General features: G+C 63.8%; 15 protein-coding genes and 1 other RNA gene. 8 read left to right on the top strand and 8 right to left on the bottom strand.

All coding sequences use genetic code 11. The annotated features are described in order from the left end of the window. Positions 1–48: 48 nt before the first annotated feature. From ACVWVY_RS17195 to ACVWVY_RS17180, 4 genes are all read right to left on the bottom strand, one after another. A complete protein-coding gene (locus tag ACVWVY_RS17195; RefSeq protein WP_456627485.1) occupies positions 49–1032 on the bottom strand; it encodes a tripartite tricarboxylate transporter substrate binding protein BugD in 984 nt (327 codons plus the stop codon). Between the two features lie 114 nt (positions 1033–1146). After that, positions 1147–2712: a tripartite tricarboxylate transporter permease gene (locus ACVWVY_RS17190; RefSeq protein WP_456627484.1), complete on the bottom strand. Its 1566-nt coding sequence runs from the start codon at positions 2710–2712 to the stop codon at positions 1147–1149. Positions 2713–2719: 7 nt separating this feature from the next. After that, positions 2720–3220, bottom strand: coding sequence for a tripartite tricarboxylate transporter TctB family protein (locus ACVWVY_RS17185; RefSeq protein ID WP_456627483.1), 501 nt, complete (start codon positions 3218–3220; stop codon positions 2720–2722). Positions 3221–3291: 71 nt separating this feature from the next. Next, positions 3292–3552, bottom strand: a complete 261-nt coding sequence (locus ACVWVY_RS17180; protein WP_456627482.1) for a hypothetical protein — start codon at positions 3550–3552, stop codon at positions 3292–3294. Between the two features lie 58 nt (positions 3553–3610). Here ACVWVY_RS17180 and ssrA point away from each other — a divergent pair. The 5 genes from ssrA (at position 3611) to ACVWVY_RS17155 (ending at position 6845) form a co-directional block, all read left to right on the top strand. After that, positions 3611–3968, top strand: a transfer-messenger RNA (tmRNA) gene (ssrA, locus tag ACVWVY_RS17175). 141 nt (positions 3969–4109) lie between these two features. Beyond that, positions 4110–4625 (top strand): SspB family protein, encoded by a 516-nt coding sequence (locus ACVWVY_RS17170; RefSeq protein ID WP_456627481.1) that lies wholly within the window; start codon positions 4110–4112, stop codon positions 4623–4625. A 72-nt stretch (positions 4626–4697) separates the two neighbouring features. Next, a complete protein-coding gene (gene fumC, locus ACVWVY_RS17165; protein ID WP_456627480.1) occupies positions 4698–6113 on the top strand; it encodes a class II fumarate hydratase in 1416 nt (471 codons plus the stop codon). Positions 6114–6387: 274 nt separating this feature from the next. After that, positions 6388–6591: a DUF4169 family protein gene (locus tag ACVWVY_RS17160; protein ID WP_456627479.1), complete on the top strand. Its 204-nt coding sequence runs from the start codon at positions 6388–6390 to the stop codon at positions 6589–6591. After that, positions 6588–6845 carry a ribbon-helix-helix domain-containing protein gene (locus ACVWVY_RS17155; RefSeq protein ID WP_456627478.1) on the top strand — a complete coding sequence of 86 codons (258 nt, stop codon included), beginning with the start codon at positions 6588–6590 and terminating at the stop codon, positions 6843–6845. Before ACVWVY_RS17160 ends, ACVWVY_RS17155 begins: the two co-directional genes overlap by 4 nt. 56 nt (positions 6846–6901) lie before the next feature. Here ACVWVY_RS17155 and ACVWVY_RS17150 read toward each other — a convergent pair whose 3' ends face one another. Continuing rightward, positions 6902–7477 carry a tetratricopeptide repeat protein gene (locus ACVWVY_RS17150; protein WP_456627477.1) on the bottom strand — a complete coding sequence of 192 codons (576 nt, stop codon included), beginning with the start codon at positions 7475–7477 and terminating at the stop codon, positions 6902–6904. A gap of 275 nt (positions 7478–7752) precedes the next feature. Between ACVWVY_RS17150 and ACVWVY_RS17145 the strand changes: the two genes are divergently transcribed. Continuing rightward, the gene (locus ACVWVY_RS17145; RefSeq protein WP_456627476.1) at positions 7753–9342 is read left to right on the top strand and encodes an ABC-F family ATP-binding cassette domain-containing protein; all 1590 of its coding nucleotides are present in this window, start codon (positions 7753–7755) and stop codon (positions 9340–9342) included. Between the two features lie 99 nt (positions 9343–9441). Here ACVWVY_RS17145 and ACVWVY_RS17140 read toward each other — a convergent pair whose 3' ends face one another. Then, the gene (locus tag ACVWVY_RS17140; RefSeq protein ID WP_456627475.1) at positions 9442–13089 is read right to left on the bottom strand and encodes an AsmA family protein; all 3648 of its coding nucleotides are present in this window, start codon (positions 13087–13089) and stop codon (positions 9442–9444) included. Between the two features lie 182 nt (positions 13090–13271). Beyond that, on the bottom strand, positions 13272–14504 hold the full coding sequence (locus ACVWVY_RS17135; protein WP_456627474.1) for a cytochrome P450: 1233 nt from the start codon (positions 14502–14504) through the stop codon (positions 13272–13274). 116 nt (positions 14505–14620) lie between these two features. On the opposite strand from ACVWVY_RS17135, the gene ACVWVY_RS17130 reads away from it, so the two are divergent. Next, the gene (locus ACVWVY_RS17130; protein ID WP_456627473.1) at positions 14621–15232 is read left to right on the top strand and encodes a TetR/AcrR family transcriptional regulator; all 612 of its coding nucleotides are present in this window, start codon (positions 14621–14623) and stop codon (positions 15230–15232) included. Between the two features lie 91 nt (positions 15233–15323). Here ACVWVY_RS17130 and ACVWVY_RS17125 read toward each other — a convergent pair whose 3' ends face one another. Then, entirely contained in the window at positions 15324–15494 is a 171-nt protein-coding gene (locus tag ACVWVY_RS17125; RefSeq protein ID WP_456632493.1) for a hypothetical protein, read from the bottom strand. On the opposite strand from ACVWVY_RS17125, the gene ACVWVY_RS17120 reads away from it, so the two are divergent. Beyond that, a complete protein-coding gene (locus ACVWVY_RS17120; protein ID WP_456632232.1) occupies positions 15429–16352 on the top strand; it encodes a M23 family metallopeptidase in 924 nt (307 codons plus the stop codon). The genes ACVWVY_RS17125 and ACVWVY_RS17120 overlap by 66 nt on opposite strands. The last annotated feature ends 111 nt before the right edge of the window (positions 16353–16463 follow it).

Raw genomic sequence — 16463 nt, 5'->3', positions numbered from 1 at the left:
GGGGCGGAACCTGCGTCCCGCCCCAGCCCATTGTCTTGATTATGTGGGTCAATTCACCGGTTTGAGCACCGGCGTCCACTTCGCGATTTCACTCTTCACCAGGGTTCCGAGCGCAGCCGGCGTGCGATCGGCGGCAGCCGGGATCACGCTGCCGAGATCGAGCAGGCGCTTGCGCACGCCCTCATCGTCCAGCGCCTTGACAACCGCGGCGTTCAGCTTGGCGACGACATCCGCAGGCGTTCCCTTGGGCGCGAAGATCGCGTTCCACGCCTGGGCCTGGAAGGCCGGCAGGCCGGCCTCGGTGGTGGTCGGAACGTCAGGTAGCGACGGATTGCGTTCCGCCGTCGCCACGGCATAGGCCTTGATGGTGCCGCCGTTGACCTGCGGGACGGCATTGACGATCTGGTCGCACATGTAATCGACCTGCCCGGCCACCAGCGCGTTCATCGCAGGTCCCGTGCCGTTGAAGGGAACGCCGATCGGCTTGACCCCGAGCACTGAGTTCAGCAACTCGCAAGAGACGTTCGAGACCGAGCCGACGCCGGCATGCGCCGCGTTGACCTTGGTTTCGTTCGCTTTGACGTAGGCGATGAATTCCTTGAGATCCTTTGGCGCCAGATCCTTGCGCGCCAGGATCAGGATCGGCGTGCCGGCGAGCAGTGCGACGGGCTCGAAATCCTTTTCCGGATGATAGGCGAGCTTGGGATAAAGCGGCACGGAGGCCGCATGCGTCCCCATATGCCCGGTGATCAGCGTATAGCCGTCATTGGCGGCCTTCGACGCCCGCGTGGTGGCGGTGGTGCCACCGGCGCCGACCACATTCTCGATGATGATGGCTTGGCCGAGCGTTTGCGCCATATGGCCAGTGACGATGCGCGCGATGACGTCGGTCGGACCGCCCGCCGCGAACGGCACGATCATGGTGATGCTGCGTGTGGGATAGGTCTGAGCCTGCGCCTGCGCAGATAGCAATGCCAGCCCGGCAAGCGCGGCCAGGCAACCGCTCACAAACGAGCGTCCATACCAATTCATGTTGAAATCCCCGACCCATTGACAAATGCCGGCTCTCCCAAGCCGGCATTTGCTCTTTAGCATTTCACCCGGGGCCGAACAGGCTTTGGGCTGCGGCGCACCGCCGCAGGCGGGTCAGTTCTCGGACTCGACGAACACCTCGTCGCGCTTCTTGCGCAGTGTCGGCAGGACGGCCAGCACGAGCAGGGTAGCGGCAATCGCCATCAGCACCGCCGACAACGGACGGGTCAGGAACACTGACCAGTCACCGCGCGAGATCAAAAGCGCCCGCCGCAGGTTCTCTTCCATCAACGGTCCGAGCACCATGCCGAGCAACAACGGCGCCGGCTCGAAATCGTGCTTGATCAGCCAGTAGCCTACAAGCCCGAACGCGCCTGCGAGGACGACGTCGACCGGGGCGTTGTTCACCGAGTAGATGCCGATGGAGCAGAAGATCACGATCGACGGGAACATCAGGCGATACGGCACCCGCAGCAGCCGCACCCAGATGCCGACCAGCGGCAGGTTGATGATGAGCAGCATCAAATTGCCGACCCACATCGAGGCGATCATGCCCCAGACGAGCTCCGGCTGCTTCTGCATCACCTGAGGACCAGGCACGATGCCGTGAATGGTCATCGCGCCGACCATCAGCGCCATCACCGCGTTCGGCGGAATGCCGAGCGTCAGCAGCGGGATGAACGAGGTCTGAGCGGCAGCATTGTTGGCGCTTTCGGGCGCCGCAACGCCTTCGATCGCTCCGCGGCCGAACCGCTGCGGGTTCTTCGATATCTTCTTCTCGAGCGTGTAGGCCGCGAACGATGCGATCACGGCGCCACCGCCCGGCAGAATGCCGAGGATTGAGCCGAGCACGGTGCCACGCAGGATCGCCGGCGAGGAATCGATCATGTCCTTCTTGGTCGGCATCAGGCCCGTGACCTTTTGCTGAACCAATTCGCGATCGGCTTCGCCGCCGGCATCGAGATTGCGGATGATCTCCGCAAAACCGAACAGCCCCATCGCCACCGTCGCGAAGCCGAGACCGTCAGCCAGTTCGGGAATGTTGAACGCCATGCGCGACGCGCCGGTTTCGATGTCGGATCCCACCATCGACAGCAGCAGGCCCAGCACGATCATCGCGATCGCCTTGAGCACCGAACCCTTCGCGAGCACGACCGCGAAGATCAGGCCGAGCACCATCAGCGAGAAATATTCGGCAGGTCCGAAGGCCAGCGCGAGCTTGGTGAGCGGCGCGCCCAAGACCGCGATCAGAACGGTCGCGACGCAGCCGGCGAAGAACGATCCGATCGCTGCGATCGCCAGCGCCGGGCCGGCGCGGCCCTGTTTGGCCATCTGGAAGCCGTCGAGCGCGGTGACCACAGACCCGGCCTCGCCGGGGATGTTGACCAGGATCGACGTGGTCGAGCCGCCATACTGCGCACCATAATAGATGCCGGCCAGCATGATCAGCGCGCCAACCGGCGGCAGGCCAAACGTGATCGGAAGCAGCATGGCCACCGTGGCGATAGTGCCGATACCCGGCAGCACGCCCACGAGCGTGCCGACCAGCGCACCGATCAGGCACAGCAGGATGTTGACGGGGATCGGAATGGAGGTCCCGCCAAGGAATGCGGGCGTCCACTGCACGAGGTTGAAAACGACACCAAAGCCGAGGCCAAGGTTTGAGAAAATATCTCCCATCACGCCCTCACCGGATCATGAAAGTTGGCAGGAGCTGCAAAGGCAGACCGAGCGCGTACGGAAACAAAAGGGCGCAGAACGCGGTCAGGCAGGCGCCGACGATCAGCGTTTCTATCCACCGCGTCTCCGGTGTTCCGCATGCCGAGATCATGAAGCTGGTCATCGCAGCGAAGATCATTCCCATCGGCCGGATCGTGATGGCAAACGACAGGATCGCCAGCGACACGAACAGAGGACCCCGCCAGTGGTATTTAGAAAGGTGAGCGCCTTCCGTCAAAACGCCGACCGCAGTGACGGCAGCGCCGAGGCCCAGCAGCAGAAATCCGAACATCCGCGGAGCGGTGCCGGCGCCGAACGAGAATCCGCGCATGCCCTGCAGGTCGCTCGACGCCCAAAGGGCGAACAAAGCGATGGCCATCAGGGCTATTCCCCCGATGAAATCCTGCGGGCCGCGAACCCACTTTGGCATGACAGATTTGACCGGCGCTTGGCCCGGCGTAGCGTTCATGGATACTCCTCCCCCAAAGCGGGCCACGAGCCCGTTGATTGGATAACTGGTATGCTTGTCCCTGAAACTGCCTAGCGAGTTTCATCAGACAACGCCAGCAAAACCCAAAACGCTTCCGGGCCGAATGGCAAATGAAGTCTCAACGCTGCAATCAGGCCCAGCAACGGGGCCACAGATCGCAACCTTTGCGATTGGGGCAGCGCAGCACCCTCGAACAGATGGCCGGTCAGCGCCAGGACCCGCATGTTTGCGCGGCCGGAAATCATGCAGCGCCGGGATGCGACCGAAAACGCCGCTTTTCTGGAATGGTCGATTTCATGGCGAAACCGCAACTGGGCGACATCAAACCGAAAGTATTACCCCGCGTTCGCCGCCCCTTCAGCGCCTCCCGCCCTATTTTTCTCCAAACTTGCACCCTATATTAGGGGTGCCGGTTCGCCGGCTATGGAAATAAATGACCGTCGCAATAAACCATTCGGACCCGGGGGCAGTACCCGGCGCCTCCACCCAAGCCCACCCCTTTTGTGCGGGTTTCGGCGGGGGCGAACCAGGATCGACGAGGGCGTAAAGGGCGAGTTTTTTCTCGGTATGGTTCCGCCGTTATCGGGCTATGCAATAGTTGCAAACGACAACTATGCTCCGGTTGCTCAGGCTGCGTAACGCAGTTTGAAAGACCAAGTCTAAAGTCCTGGTGGGTTAAGCTCCGCTAGGCGGGGTTCGGAGGCACCTGGCAACAGAAGCCTCCACTTTATTCTTATTTCCAGGCCGACGACGCTGTTCTGCCGCAAATTCGCTCTGTCAGGCCTGCTGACCTGCGGCTCTCGCCGGGGTAGCATGGGACAAAGGGGTGAGTCGGGGGACCGGCGGCCATTAACGTAACAGGACGACCATGGCGACCGATCACATCCGTTATGACGTGCTGGCGCGCGACGCGCTGCGCGGGGTGCTGCGCCGCGTGCTAACCGACGCCGCCGAACACGGCCTGCCGGGCGAGCATCATTTCTTCATCACCTTCCTGTCCACCGCCGACGGCGTGAAGCTGTCGCCGCGGCTTTTGGCGCAATATCCGGAAGAGATGACGATCATCCTGCAGCATCAGTTCTGGGACCTAGTGGTGACGGAGGATCGTTTCGAGGTCGGCCTGTCGTTTGGCGGCATTCCGGAGCGGCTGGTGGTGCCGTTCGCGGCGATCAAGAGCTTCCTCGATCCTTCGGTGCAATTCGGGCTGCAATTCGAGCCGTCCGAATCGGTGGCCGAGACACCGCCGGCGAAGCTGCCGGCGGTTCCGGCGCCGTCTGCCCTGCCCGTCGCCGCGCCGGAGCCCGCCGCGGAAAGCAAGGACGAGCCGGCGAAGACGAGCGAAGGCGCGGAAGTGGTGCGGCTGGATCGCTTCCGCAAGAAATAATCCAAGCGCGAGAAAATCGGCTACGCTGTAGTGTAAACGTTCCGCCACTTCACGGCGCAACGGGCATTACGCATGGCAAGATCAGCAACATCCGGAAACAAATCCACACGCAGTGAGACCGACAGCTTCGGTCCGATCGACGTTCCCGCCGACCGCTATTGGGGTGCGCAAACCGAGCGCTCGCGACAGAATTTCAAAATCGGCCAGGATCGCATGCCGATGGCGATCGTCCATGCGCTCGGCATCGTCAAACTCGCCTCTGCCCAAACCAACCGTGAACTCGGATTGCTCGACGCCCGCCGCGCCGGCGCCATTATGCGCGCCGCACGCGAGGTGATCGAAGGCAAGCTCGACGATCACTTTCCTCTGGTGGTCTGGCAGACCGGTTCCGGCACCCAGACCAACATGAACCTCAACGAGGTGATCGCCAACCGCGCCAACGTGTTGCTGGGCGGCAAACTCGGCGCCAAGGAACCGGTTCATCCCAACGACCACGTCAACATGAGTCAGTCGTCGAACGATGCATTTCCGACGGCAATGCATATCGCCGCCGCGGGACGCATCCTCGCCGACTTGATTCCGGCGCTCACCGAACTGCATCGCGAATTGCGAAGTAAGGAAAAGGCGTTCGCAAGGATCGTCAAGATCGGGCGAACCCACACCCAGGATGCGACGCCGCTGACGCTCGGACAGGAATTCTCCGGCTATGCCGCGCAGGTCGAGAGCGGCATCGCGCGGCTGCGCATCGCAGTGAAGGAGTTGTTCCCGCTGGCGCAGGGCGGAACGGCGGTCGGCACCGGCCTCAACTCGAAACCGAGATTTGCAAAACTGTTTGCCAGGCACGCCGCTAAAATCACAAGACTGCCCTTCAGCAGCGCGCCCAACAAATTCGAGGCGCTGGCTTCCAACGACGCCTATGTGATGGTGCATGGCGCGATCAATTCGGTGGCGACCGGCCTGTTCAAGATCGCCAATGACATTCGCCTGCTGGGCTCGGGCCCGCGTTCAGGTCTCGGCGAATTGATCCTGCCGGAAAACGAACCGGGCTCGTCGATCATGCCCGGCAAGGTCAACCCGACCCAGTGCGAAGCGATGACGATGGTCTGCTGTCAGGTGTTCGGCAACCAGACAGCCGTCACCGTTGCCGGGAGCCAGGGACATTTCGAGTTGAATGTTTACAAACCGGTACTGGCATATTGTATGATACATTCCATTCAATTGCTGTCGGACGCGGCGCGTTCGTTCACCGAACATTGCGTGGTGGGCATACGCGCCGACGAAAAGCGAATCCGCGATTTGATGGAGCGCTCGCTGATGCTGGTCACCGCGCTGGCGCCGAAGATCGGATACGACAACGCCGCGAAGGTCGCCAAAACGGCGCACGCGCGCGGAACAACATTGAAGGAAGAGGCGGTGCGCCTCGGCTTTGTGGACGCCGCTGAATTCGAACGCCTCGTGCAGCCGGACAAAATGACACACCCGGGCTGATGGCTGCAGTGACGCCCCCGGGAAACTACGGGTGAGTGATTATAATTATGGATCATAGCCAAAGAATGAGGTTGATCATCTATCGCGGTTGCATTGACGCATGGTAGGAGCAGTAATTATTCGGTTTTCGCAGAGCGAAACATATTTTTTGATGCTATCAAAGAACGCTAGACGGGGATTCCGAATGACCATTCAATTTGCCAGCGCACGACACGACGTTTTTTCCGGCCAATCAATTATCATGCCTTCGAGTCGCCGGATGATGGAGGCGAGCATGGCAGACGTGATCAACCTGAAGCGCTTCAGGAAGCGCAGCGAGCGGGAGCAATCGGCGAAGCAGGCCGATGCCAACCGCGCACGGTTCGGCCGCACCAAGGCCGAACGCACTCTCGATGAACGTCGCAAGGATCGCGCCGGCGATCTCTTGGACCAACATTTCCTGGACCAGCACAAGCTCGATGACGGAGACGCGTCATGAAGTCACCCGTCGTCAAGCGCTCGATCGTGGTCGCCGGCCACAAGACCAGCGTCAGCCTCGAAGAGGCCTTCTGGAACGGCATGAAAGAAATCTCGGGGCTGCGGAACATGACCTTGTCCGAACTGGTCGGCGAGATCGACAGCAATCGCCAGCAGGGCAATCTTTCCTCGGCGATCCGTCTCTTCGTGCTGGACTATTTCCGCACCCGCGCCATGCCGGGCGCCGCGCCGGACGCGCCGCGGGCGCAGGCTTAGGCTTTCTGTTCAGGCGAGCGCGCCGCAAGCGCGCCCGCTCTGTTACATTCCAACGCTCAATAAACGAGTCCGGTGCCGGGCGGTTTTTCGAGCGCGGCGGCCAACGACCGATACTCCTCACAGCCCGTCCCGCAGATCGCCGCGATACGGCTGAGGTGATACGACGCCTGGTCGCGATTGCCCTGCTCGATCTGCCACAGGCCGTAATACTGCCAAGTCAGCACGTGGTTCGGGTCCGCCTTCAGCGCGCGCTCGTACCAGGTCTGCGACAGCCTGTAGTCGCCGAGCTTGCGATAGGAATAGCCGATCAGGTTGGCGACGCCGGCGTTGTCGTCGTGGCCGAGCGCCTTGAGCTGCCCGATGGCGGCAGCATAATCGTTGCGTTCGTAGATCGTCGCATGCGCGGCGCGGTATCCCTGCCGAAAATCAGCATCGTCGACGCTCGATTGTTTGGTGGGCTTCTTCTTGGATTTGGAGCTCGACCTGGGAGCGGGCCTGTCCGGCGGCGGCGGGCTGGCCGAAGGTGGATCGCCGCCGCCTCCCGCGGCAAAGGCCGGCACGGATGGCGGCGAGGCGATCAGCGCCACCGAAAACAGTGCCAGCGTTGCGAGCTTGATTGCTGATTTCAACATGCGAACCTCCGGTTTTCCTGCGAGAGCGAATCCATGGGCCAGCCGCAGGTACAGACCCCGCCGCGCGGCAAGTATTCCCGCTCGATCGCGCGGAAACGTTTGCGCGTTGCTGCAGGCTGGACGAATGACGGCAATACGTATCTAATTGATGGTCGTTGCAGTTCCCCGCAAAAGCGGCGGAACCCCACGAAGTCACAGAGAAACCCTGGAGAGAGAAATGGACATCGCAAAGCTGACCGCGCCGCGCGACCTCAGTCCATTTTCGGAAGCTCTCCATGCCTGCCTTTCTCGTTCTGGATTCCATCGCCCTCGCCACGCCTGACGGACGCCCGCTGTTCGATGGATTGACGCTCGCGCTGGGGCGCGAGCGTACCGGCCTTGTCGGCCGCAACGGCTGCGGCAAATCCACATTGCTTCGCCTGATCGCCGGCGAGATCGAACCGGCAGGCGGATCGCTGCAACGCATCGGCTCGATCGGCATGCTCGCGCAACTGACCGACGAACGACTGGCGGTCGACGAGGCGCTCGGCGTCGCCGGCGGCCTTGCCCGCCTGCGCCGGCTCGAACGCGGCCAAGGGTCACTTGAAGGATCGCTTGATGACGTGGCGGAAGCGGATTGGACGCTGGAAGCTCGAATACAGGCGGCGCTGGTCGAAGCCGGACTGCCGTCGTTGCCATTGCATCGCCCGCTCGTCTCCTTAAGCGGCGGCGAGCGAACGCGCCTCGCGCTGGCGCGCCTCCTGATCGAGGCGCCGGATCTGCTGCTGCTGGACGAGCCCACCAACAATCTCGACGCTGACGGCCGGCAGGCTGTGGCGCAGTTGCTCGAACGCTGGCAGGGCGGCGTCCTCGTCGCCAGTCATGACCGCGCGCTGCTGGAACGCGTCAACCGCATCGTCGAACTGACGCCGGTCGGCATCAGCATATTCGGCGGCGCGTGGTCGGCCTTTGCCGAAGCGCGCGAGGCCGCCCGCGCCCGCGCCGCCGATGATCTCGACCGCGCCTCGGACGCGCTGCGCAATACCGCGCGCACGCTGCAGAAGGCGCGGGAGAAAAAGGCGCGCCGCGACAAGGCCGGCCGCGCCTGGCGCGCCAAGGGCATCGAGGACAAGATGTTCATGGACCGCGAGAAGGAGCGTGCCGAGAACAGCGCCGCGCGCGAAAGCCAGCTCGCCGGCCGCCTGCTTGGCGAGCGCACCGAGGCGCTGCAAATGGCCCGGGCGCAAGTCGAGATCCTGACGCCGCTTTCGATCGATCTGCCGCGCACCGATCTTCCCGGCGGGCGCGAACTCATTGCGTTGAAGGACGTCGTGATGACCTTCGGAGAGCGGCATCTGTTCGGACCGCTGTCATTCAAGATTCGCGGACCGGAGCGGATCGCCATCCGCGGCGCCAACGGTTCTGGCAAGACCACCTTGTTCCGCCTGCTCACCGGCGAGATGAAACCCGCCAGCGGCGACATCGGCCGCCTCACCGACCGCATTGCCGTGCTCGATCAGCATATCGGCCTGCTCGATCCCCGCTTAAGCATTCTCGACAATTTGCGCCGATTGAACCCGGAGCTCTCGGCCAACTCGGCCCATGCCGCGCTGGCGCGGTTTGCGTTCCGTAACCGGGCGGCGCTGCAGATCGCGGCGACGCTCAGCGGCGGCGAACGGCTGCGCGCGGGCCTTGCTTGCGTATTCGCACGCCCGCAGCCGCCATTCCTGCTGCTGCTGGACGAGCCGACCAACCATCTCGATCTCGCCTCGATCGAGGAGCTGGAAAATGCGCTGCAAGGATTCGACGGCGCGCTGATCGTCGTCAGCCACGACGAGGCATTTTTGCGGGCGATCGGAATCGGGCGGGAGATTGTGCTTGGCTAGAGGTTTTTTCGTTTCGACGTAATCGAAACGGAAAGACTCTAGATCTTGATTGACACGTTTTCTTCACGCGAACCGGTCCCCACTTCGCTTGAAAACGCTTTAGTTCGAACGCGGTGGCGGATTGGCGACCTGCGGCGTCAGCGCCAGCGGTGGACGCGGCGGCGGCGGCTTCGGCTTGGCGGCGGAGCCCGGCGCGGGTCTCACGTCGATCGGCGGCGGCAGTGGCGCAACCTGCGGCTGGCCGGCGACGGGCGCCGGCGGCGCATTGACGACGGGCGGACGCGGCGCCGTCGCCTTCTTCGCAGGAGGCTGCCGTGGACCTCGACCCTTTGGGGTCACCGGCGTGCTCGGAAGCGCCGCCTCCGGAATCGGCGGTTGTCCATCCGCGGGCAGCACGATCGGCGGCGGCATCGGCGGCGGCGGCTCGCCGCGCTCGATCGCTTCGAGCCTTCGGGTTTCGTGATCGATCGCCCGCACCGCAAGCCACGAAGACAAAGGGGCAACGTCGACGCTGCGGCTCAGCGCGTCGGGCGTGCCCACCGCAAGCAGTTGGATCTCCGGACGACCGGCCGTCATCGTCAAGGAAAGAGCGGCGCGAATATCGGCCTGGTCGGCGGCGATATCGTATCCGCCGGAGACGGTGGCCCGCACGCCATTGCCGTCCAGCGTCGTGGCCCCCACGCGAAGCCGGCCGTCCCTGACGGTGAATGGGATCTGCGCGGAAGGAACCGCAAGCGCGCCGGCTGGCAAGGTGGCTTCGACGATCTGCTTCAATCGGACGTCGTCCTTGGCCTGCCCGCTGTCATTGGCGCGGACCGCGACTTCGAAGGCGCGTGGATCGAGGCCCGAAATCCTCGCCGCCTCCAGCGTCAGCGTTCCGCTGCCGGACAGCGCGCCTGCCAGCGCCGAGGCGCTGCGGCCCTGGCTCGACAGCGTCATCTGCATTGACGCGCGGCCGGCGGGCATCGCAAGGTTGCGATAACGCAGTGCCGTGCCGTCGACGTCGGAGAGCTGGACGCTCGCGTTCAACACAATGCCGTTCGCGCCTGGCTTCGCATCCAAGCTGGCGGTGACATCGCCGCCGCCGATCTTGCCCTTGATGGCATCGAAGGTCAGCGAGTTGCCGTCGCTCTTGACCACGCCGCTCACCGGCTGCAATTCGCTTCCGCCCGGCAGCAGGCCGCGCAGCGCCTGAAACGCGATCCTGCCGCGCCAGCCCTTCGCGAGGCCAGTGCCGAGCGGCTCGGCGGCATCGTGTCCGGCGGCGCCGAGCGCCAGGGCAAAGGCTGGCGCCAGCGCGAGCTGATCGGCGCCGATTTCGCCCTCGATCTCCTTCTCCTCGCCGAGCGTCACCGCCAGGCTGCCGCGCAGGCGCGAACCGCCGAAGGTGCTGTCGAGATCGTCGAAGGTCAGCCTGTTGCCGGTGAGTTGCACGCGCGAAGACAGGCCGATGTTCTGCGCCAGCGTATCCGCCGGCCTGAGATCGAGCAGCGGCCCGAAATCGGCGCTGCGGACTTTCAAGGAGAGACTGGCCTTGGCCTCCTGCGCCCACGGCTCGGCGGAGCCGTCCGCTTCGGCGTCGAGTCCGGTTCCCGAGATCCTTGCCTTGAGCCGCAACGGCGCGCCCCAGGCGCCCGACGCGGTGGCTTCGAATTGCGCGGGGCCGTCGCCCGCGGTGACGGTGCGATCGAGGCCGAGCAAGGCCAGCAAGGCACGGCCCTGCTTGGACGACAATTTCGACTCGATCCCGACGTCGCTGGCTCGCAGCGCGGCGAGATCGATGCCCTGGATGGCCGCGATTGCCGGCTTGGCCGTGATCGTGATGGCGCCCTTGAGTGCCGTCGATTCGAGATCAGCGACGGCGCGTGCCTGGACGCGATCGGACTGCCCGGCAATCCCCGTGAGGTCGAGCGCCAGCTTCAGGCGCGCCGGGCCCGGGATGGTCCCCATCGCGTTGAGCCGCGCGGCCAGCGCCGGTGAAAACGGGACGATCAGGCTGGTCAACCGACCGAGCGTGACGGCACTCGCATTGAGCACGAACCATCCATTGGCGTTGACGCGATCGAAATTGCCCGCACCGTCCAATATCACGTTGTCAAACTCGCCGATCTTCAACCGTTCGAGCGATAGCTTCGCTGGCGAGTAGGCGAGTCTGGCGAGCAGCGGACTCAGCTCCTGCCCGCCGGAGGTGGCGCGGCCGACATCGAGCGAAAGCCTTGCCTCATCCGGCCACTCGCCTTGCGGTCCCGCCAACGACCGCGCAACGGCCATGGCGGCATCGAGATCGAGGCGCTCCGCCTTCAGTTCCGCATCGACCCGGGAGCCGCGATCGGCCTGCCGGTGCGACACCACCACCCGCCCCTCCACCGTGCCGGCATCGATGTCGGCCTTCATGGCGTCGATGGCAAAGCCGTCGGGCCCGACGGTCACGTCGCCGCGCAGGCGAAGCGGTTTTTGGCTGCGATAGGCGATCTCGCCGCGGCCCTGCAGCCAGGTCAGCAGCGCCTCGGGATCGGAGGATTCGACGCTGAGCGCGGTCTTGAACCGGTCCGGCGCAGCGCTGGTCGCACCGGCCTCGCTGAGCGAAACCCTGGTCGCGCCGGGCGCGCGGAACTCCAGTCTTCGGAGGCTCCAGGACTTGTCGTCGCCATGCAGTTCGGCAGCGATGTCCTGCAGCGGACGTCCGCCAAGCATGACCTGCTCGGAAGCGAGTTCGATCTGCGCGGGGACCGGCAGATGCGGAATGGCTGATGCCAGCGCCTGCAGCGCCGGCAACGCGCGAACCGGCTCGGTTGCATTCTCCTTGGAGAGGAACCTGTCGGCATCGAGCTGGCGCGCCGACAGCGCCGCGCGCAACAGAGGCGCCGCACCGAAGCGAATATCGCCGCTGCCCGACAATTTCAGCGCGCGCTCCTCGGCGCCGTAGGTCACCTCGATCTGTTCAAGCCGCGCCGCCGAATATTCGGCCTTGACCTTCGCGCCGATACGCCACGGGGGATCGTTGCCCTTACCCTTCTGGCCGGGAGGAGCGACGAGCGTCATCGCACCTTCGAAGCGCGGCGCGCGGGCATCGAAATTCAAGACACCGTCCAGATCGATTGCGAGCGCGCGCTGGCCGGGGTCGATATTGAGATGCACGCGGGTGCCGTTGCCGTCAGGGCCCTGCCCCGACGAGACGCGAAACGGATAGCGAATGCCCGACAGCATGAAGTTGCCGTCGCCGCGGACCGAGCCGGCCAGCGAACGCACGTCGCCACTGAAGGCGATGTCGTTCAATTCGAGCGTAGAGCGGCTGGCCGCGTCGTGCAGGGCGATGCGGCCGGTGAGATTGAGCCGATCGATCGCCAGCGAGCCCAGATTGACCGTTCCGGTCGTCGCCGGCCAGTCGATCCGCCCCTTCGCGTCGAGCCCGAGATCGACCGACATGCCGTTGATCGTCAATTCCGTCGCGCGAACCTCGCCGCGCATCAGCGAGCCGAGGCTGAATTCCACGTCGAGCTTGCTGGCGCGAACCTTGCCGAGATCGTTGGCGCCGCCGACCACGACCGAGTGCAGTTGCAGCGAGGGCGCCGGCAACAGCCGCGCGTCGAGCTTGCCGCCGACGCGGACCGGCGCGCCGATGATCCGCGTCGCCTCGGCCTCGAATTGCGGCCGGAACTGGTTCCAGTCAATGAAATACGGCCCGACGAGTGCGGCAATCAGTGCAATAATGAAGGCGATTGCCAGGCCGAGCAGCGTCGTCTGCACGGTATCTCCCCTTGAACCGCCCCGGCGCGCAGGCCGCGCTACGCCGAATCCGGCCCCGGAGCTGCCCGGAATATAGAGAGAAGTACGGCGAAGTCACAGCGTCATACTGACGGGCGTCACGCCCGGCTCGGAGCACCGCGGCCGGGGGCTCAAAACCGCCGCGCCAAGGAGTTATCAGGTCGTTACCAGCTGGCCGGCAGGCGCTTCAGGCCGCGCAGCACGAAGGTCGGCCGCCACTCCGGATTTACAGCGTCATCGAGCCGCAGGTCCGGGATCCGCCGAAGCAGGGTCGAAATCGCAACTTCAGCCTCGATCCGCGCCAACTGGGCGCCGAGGCAGAAGTGGATGCCGCCGCCAAAGGACAGCGGCCTGACATTGGGCCTGGTGATATCGAGGCGTTCCGGGTGGTCGGGATAGACCGCGGGATCGTGGTTGGCCGCGCCCAGCAGGCACAGCACACTCTCGCCCTTGGGAATTCGCTTTCCGCCGAGGTCTTCGATGTCTTCCAGCGCCACCCGGCCGGTCAGTTGCACCGATGAGTCGTAGCGCAGGAATTCCTCGATGGCGTTGGTGATGAGCTCGGGCCTGGCCTTGAGCAGCGCGAGCTGGTCGGGATTGCGATGCAGCGCCAGCAAACCGTTGCCGATCAGGTTGACGGTCGTCTCGTGGCCCGCGCCGAACAACAGAATGATATTGGCGGTCAGTTCCTCGTTGGAGAGCTTGCTGCCGTCCTCCTCGGCCTGCACCAGCTGCGTGATCAGGTCGTTACCGGGGTTCTTCCGCCGCAACTCGAACAATTGCTGGAAATACATCGCAGACATCTCTGTGCCGGCGTTACCCTCCTTGATCTCTTCCGGCGACAGCGGCACCGGTTCGAGAATACGTCCACTCACGCGCGCCTTGGTATAAAACAGCTCACGATGCCCCTCGGGGATTCCGAGCATGTCGCAAATGATCGTGACCGGCAGACGGAATGCGAAATCCTCGATCAGATCCATCTTTCCCTGCGGAATGATCCGGTCAAGCGTCTCGTCGACGGTCTGCTGGATGCGCGGGCGCATGTCCTCGATCCGGCGCGCGGTGAATGCCTTGACCACCAGCCCGCGCAAGCGGGTGTGATCGGGCGGATCCTGCTGCAGCATCATGTGGCTCATGCTGCGGAAGATCGGCTCCCCCATGATGCCAGGCCCATAACGGCGGGTCGTGCGTTCGACATACTCCTTGCCGAAACGCTTGTCGCGAATGACCAGGCTGACCTCGGCGTGGCGGCTCGCGACATACATGCCGAGCGGCGTCAGGTGCACCGGGTCGGTGGTGCGCATCCGCTCGTAATGGGGATAGGGATTGCGGATGAATTCCGGGGACAGCGGATTGAACAGCGGCGCGCTGTTGGCAGTCTGAACATGCTCGTTCATGGTGACCTCAACTGGTTGCTGGCTGCGCGGCGCACAGCGCGTTCTCCCTCGGGGCCGGATCGCTCGAAATTCGATACATTGTTGTATTGAGTTGCATTCTCAACTAAACTGGGCAGATGTCAAGAGTGCGAACCAGACCCACACGGGACGATACCCGCGAAAAGCTGTTCGAGGCGGCGGCGCGCGTGTTCGAGGAACAGGGTATAGGCGGCGCCAGCATCGAGGCGGTCGCCGCGGCGGCGGGCTTCACGCGCGGGGCGTTCTATTCGAACTTCAAGAGCAAGGACGAACTGATCATCGCCATGCTCGAGGACCACGTCGAGCAATCCATGGTGCGCATCCGCGATCTGCTCGACAGGCACAAGAACCTCGCGGATTTCATCGATGCGCTGAAGACCGTGCACCGCAACCAGAAGGATCCACTCGGCCGCTCTCCTTTGCTGCATATGGAAATGATCCTGTTCGTGGCGCGCGCCGAAAAGCGCCGGCCTGAACTCGCCAAGCGGCTGCGCGCCCGGCGAAAACTGGTCACCGACATCATCGAGACCACGGCCAGGAACAGCGGCGAGACGACAATTCGCAATCCGACATGGGCCGGCGCGCTGGTGCTGGCGCTGGAGGACGGCTTCCGTCTGCACCGCCTGATCGATCCCGAGACCACGCCGCCCGACAGCTTTTTTCGCGCCATCGCCGACCTGCAGAAGGCGATGGGAATTTCATCGGCCTGAGACCATCCGCCTCGCGAAAGTCATCACAAATCGCTAGCGTGAGCGGATGCCTGCGAACGCCGACACCGGATATTCGACACATTCTGCGTGCTCACCTGTGCATCGATTCGCTGCACCCGGATGGTCGCGCCTGAAATACCCGATCTTGATTTTGCTGGGTCTTGCCGGTGCGATCGACGCGGAAGCCGAGGAAGTCATCTCGCTCGCGCTGCCCATCAGGTGCCAACCGGGCGTCTGCTTCTTTCAGAACTATGTCGATCACGATCCTTCCGACAAGGCCCGCGACTATCGCTGCGGCGGACGCAGCTATGACGGGCACGACGGCACCGACATCAGGATTCGGAATCTGGAAATACAAAGACAGGGCGTAGAGGTGCTCGCCGCGGCGCCCGGACGCGTGATCGGGGGGCGAAACGACATGGAAGACATCTCGGTGAAAACCGTGGGCAAGGCCGCCATCGCCGGAAAGGAATGCGGCAACGGCGTGCTCATCGAGCATGAGGGCGGCTGGCGCACGCAATACTGCCACATGGCCAAGGGCAGCGTTCGGGTCAAAGTCGGCGATCAAATGACGACCGGGCAGCCGATCGGCCTGGTGGGACTATCCGGCGATACCGAATTCTTTCATCTTCATTTCACAGTGCGGCATCGCGGAAAGATCGTGGATCCCTTTGCGTACGGTGCACCAGAAAACGCCTGCAGCGGCGGCCGGTCGCTCTGGGCCGCTTCCCTTGGCGAGCAGATGCAATATCGGCCCCGCGAAATCATCGATTACGGTTTTGCAGGTATCGCGGCGACCATGGAGCTGATCGAGTCCGGAGAAATCGGCAAGCATTCGGTCACATCTGGTTCGGAAGCGCTCGTTGCCTATGTCAGGACCATCGGCCTGCAGGCCGGTGACCAGCAGTCTCTCGTGGTGCAAGGCCCGGGCGGCGCTTCCATCTCCGCCAACGACCTTCCCGCGCTCGATCGGGATAAGGCGCAGTTCCTGGTCATCGCCGGAAAGAAGCGCAGAGAAGCAGCATGGCCCGCCGGCCGCTACAGCGCGACGTACCGCGTGATCAGGGACGGCGCCGAAGTGTTGCGAAAAACGTTCGACATTGACGCGCAGCCGCGATGAGTCGTGGTTGAGAGCGCTACGAGATTGGGCGTGTACTCATAAGTCCGGAATGCCCATAGACTTGTCCTTATTGCCCTTGGAAGCGGACATCCGGGCGGGCCTTCAGTATGT

It is taken from the genome of Bradyrhizobium sp. URHC0002 (assembly GCF_054059515.1).
This window is presented reverse-complemented; position numbering and strand designations above follow the sequence as displayed.

What these genes read in the sequence shown, in the direction of transcription:
- ACVWVY_RS17195 (WP_456627485.1), bottom strand. Translation starts at nt 1,032, where the DNA reads ATGAATTGGTATGGACGCTCGTTTGTGAGCGGTTGCCTGGCCGCGCTT.
- ACVWVY_RS17190 (WP_456627484.1), bottom strand. Translation starts at nt 2,712, where the DNA reads ATGGGAGATATTTTCTCAAACCTTGGCCTCGGCTTTGGTGTCGTTTTC.
- ACVWVY_RS17185 (WP_456627483.1), bottom strand. Translation starts at nt 3,220, where the DNA reads ATGAACGCTACGCCGGGCCAAGCGCCGGTCAAATCTGTCATGCCAAAG.
- ACVWVY_RS17170 (WP_456627481.1), top strand. Translation starts at nt 4,110, where the DNA reads ATGGCGACCGATCACATCCGTTATGACGTGCTGGCGCGCGACGCGCTG.
- fumC (WP_456627480.1), top strand. Translation starts at nt 4,698, where the DNA reads ATGGCAAGATCAGCAACATCCGGAAACAAATCCACACGCAGTGAGACC.
- ACVWVY_RS17160 (WP_456627479.1), top strand. Translation starts at nt 6,388, where the DNA reads ATGGCAGACGTGATCAACCTGAAGCGCTTCAGGAAGCGCAGCGAGCGG.
- ACVWVY_RS17155 (WP_456627478.1), top strand. Translation starts at nt 6,588, where the DNA reads ATGAAGTCACCCGTCGTCAAGCGCTCGATCGTGGTCGCCGGCCACAAG.
- ACVWVY_RS17150 (WP_456627477.1), bottom strand. Translation starts at nt 7,477, where the DNA reads ATGTTGAAATCAGCAATCAAGCTCGCAACGCTGGCACTGTTTTCGGTG.
- ACVWVY_RS17145 (WP_456627476.1), top strand. Translation starts at nt 7,753, where the DNA reads ATGCCTGCCTTTCTCGTTCTGGATTCCATCGCCCTCGCCACGCCTGAC.
- ACVWVY_RS17135 (WP_456627474.1), bottom strand. Translation starts at nt 14,504, where the DNA reads ATGAACGAGCATGTTCAGACTGCCAACAGCGCGCCGCTGTTCAATCCG.
- ACVWVY_RS17130 (WP_456627473.1), top strand. Translation starts at nt 14,621, where the DNA reads ATGTCAAGAGTGCGAACCAGACCCACACGGGACGATACCCGCGAAAAG.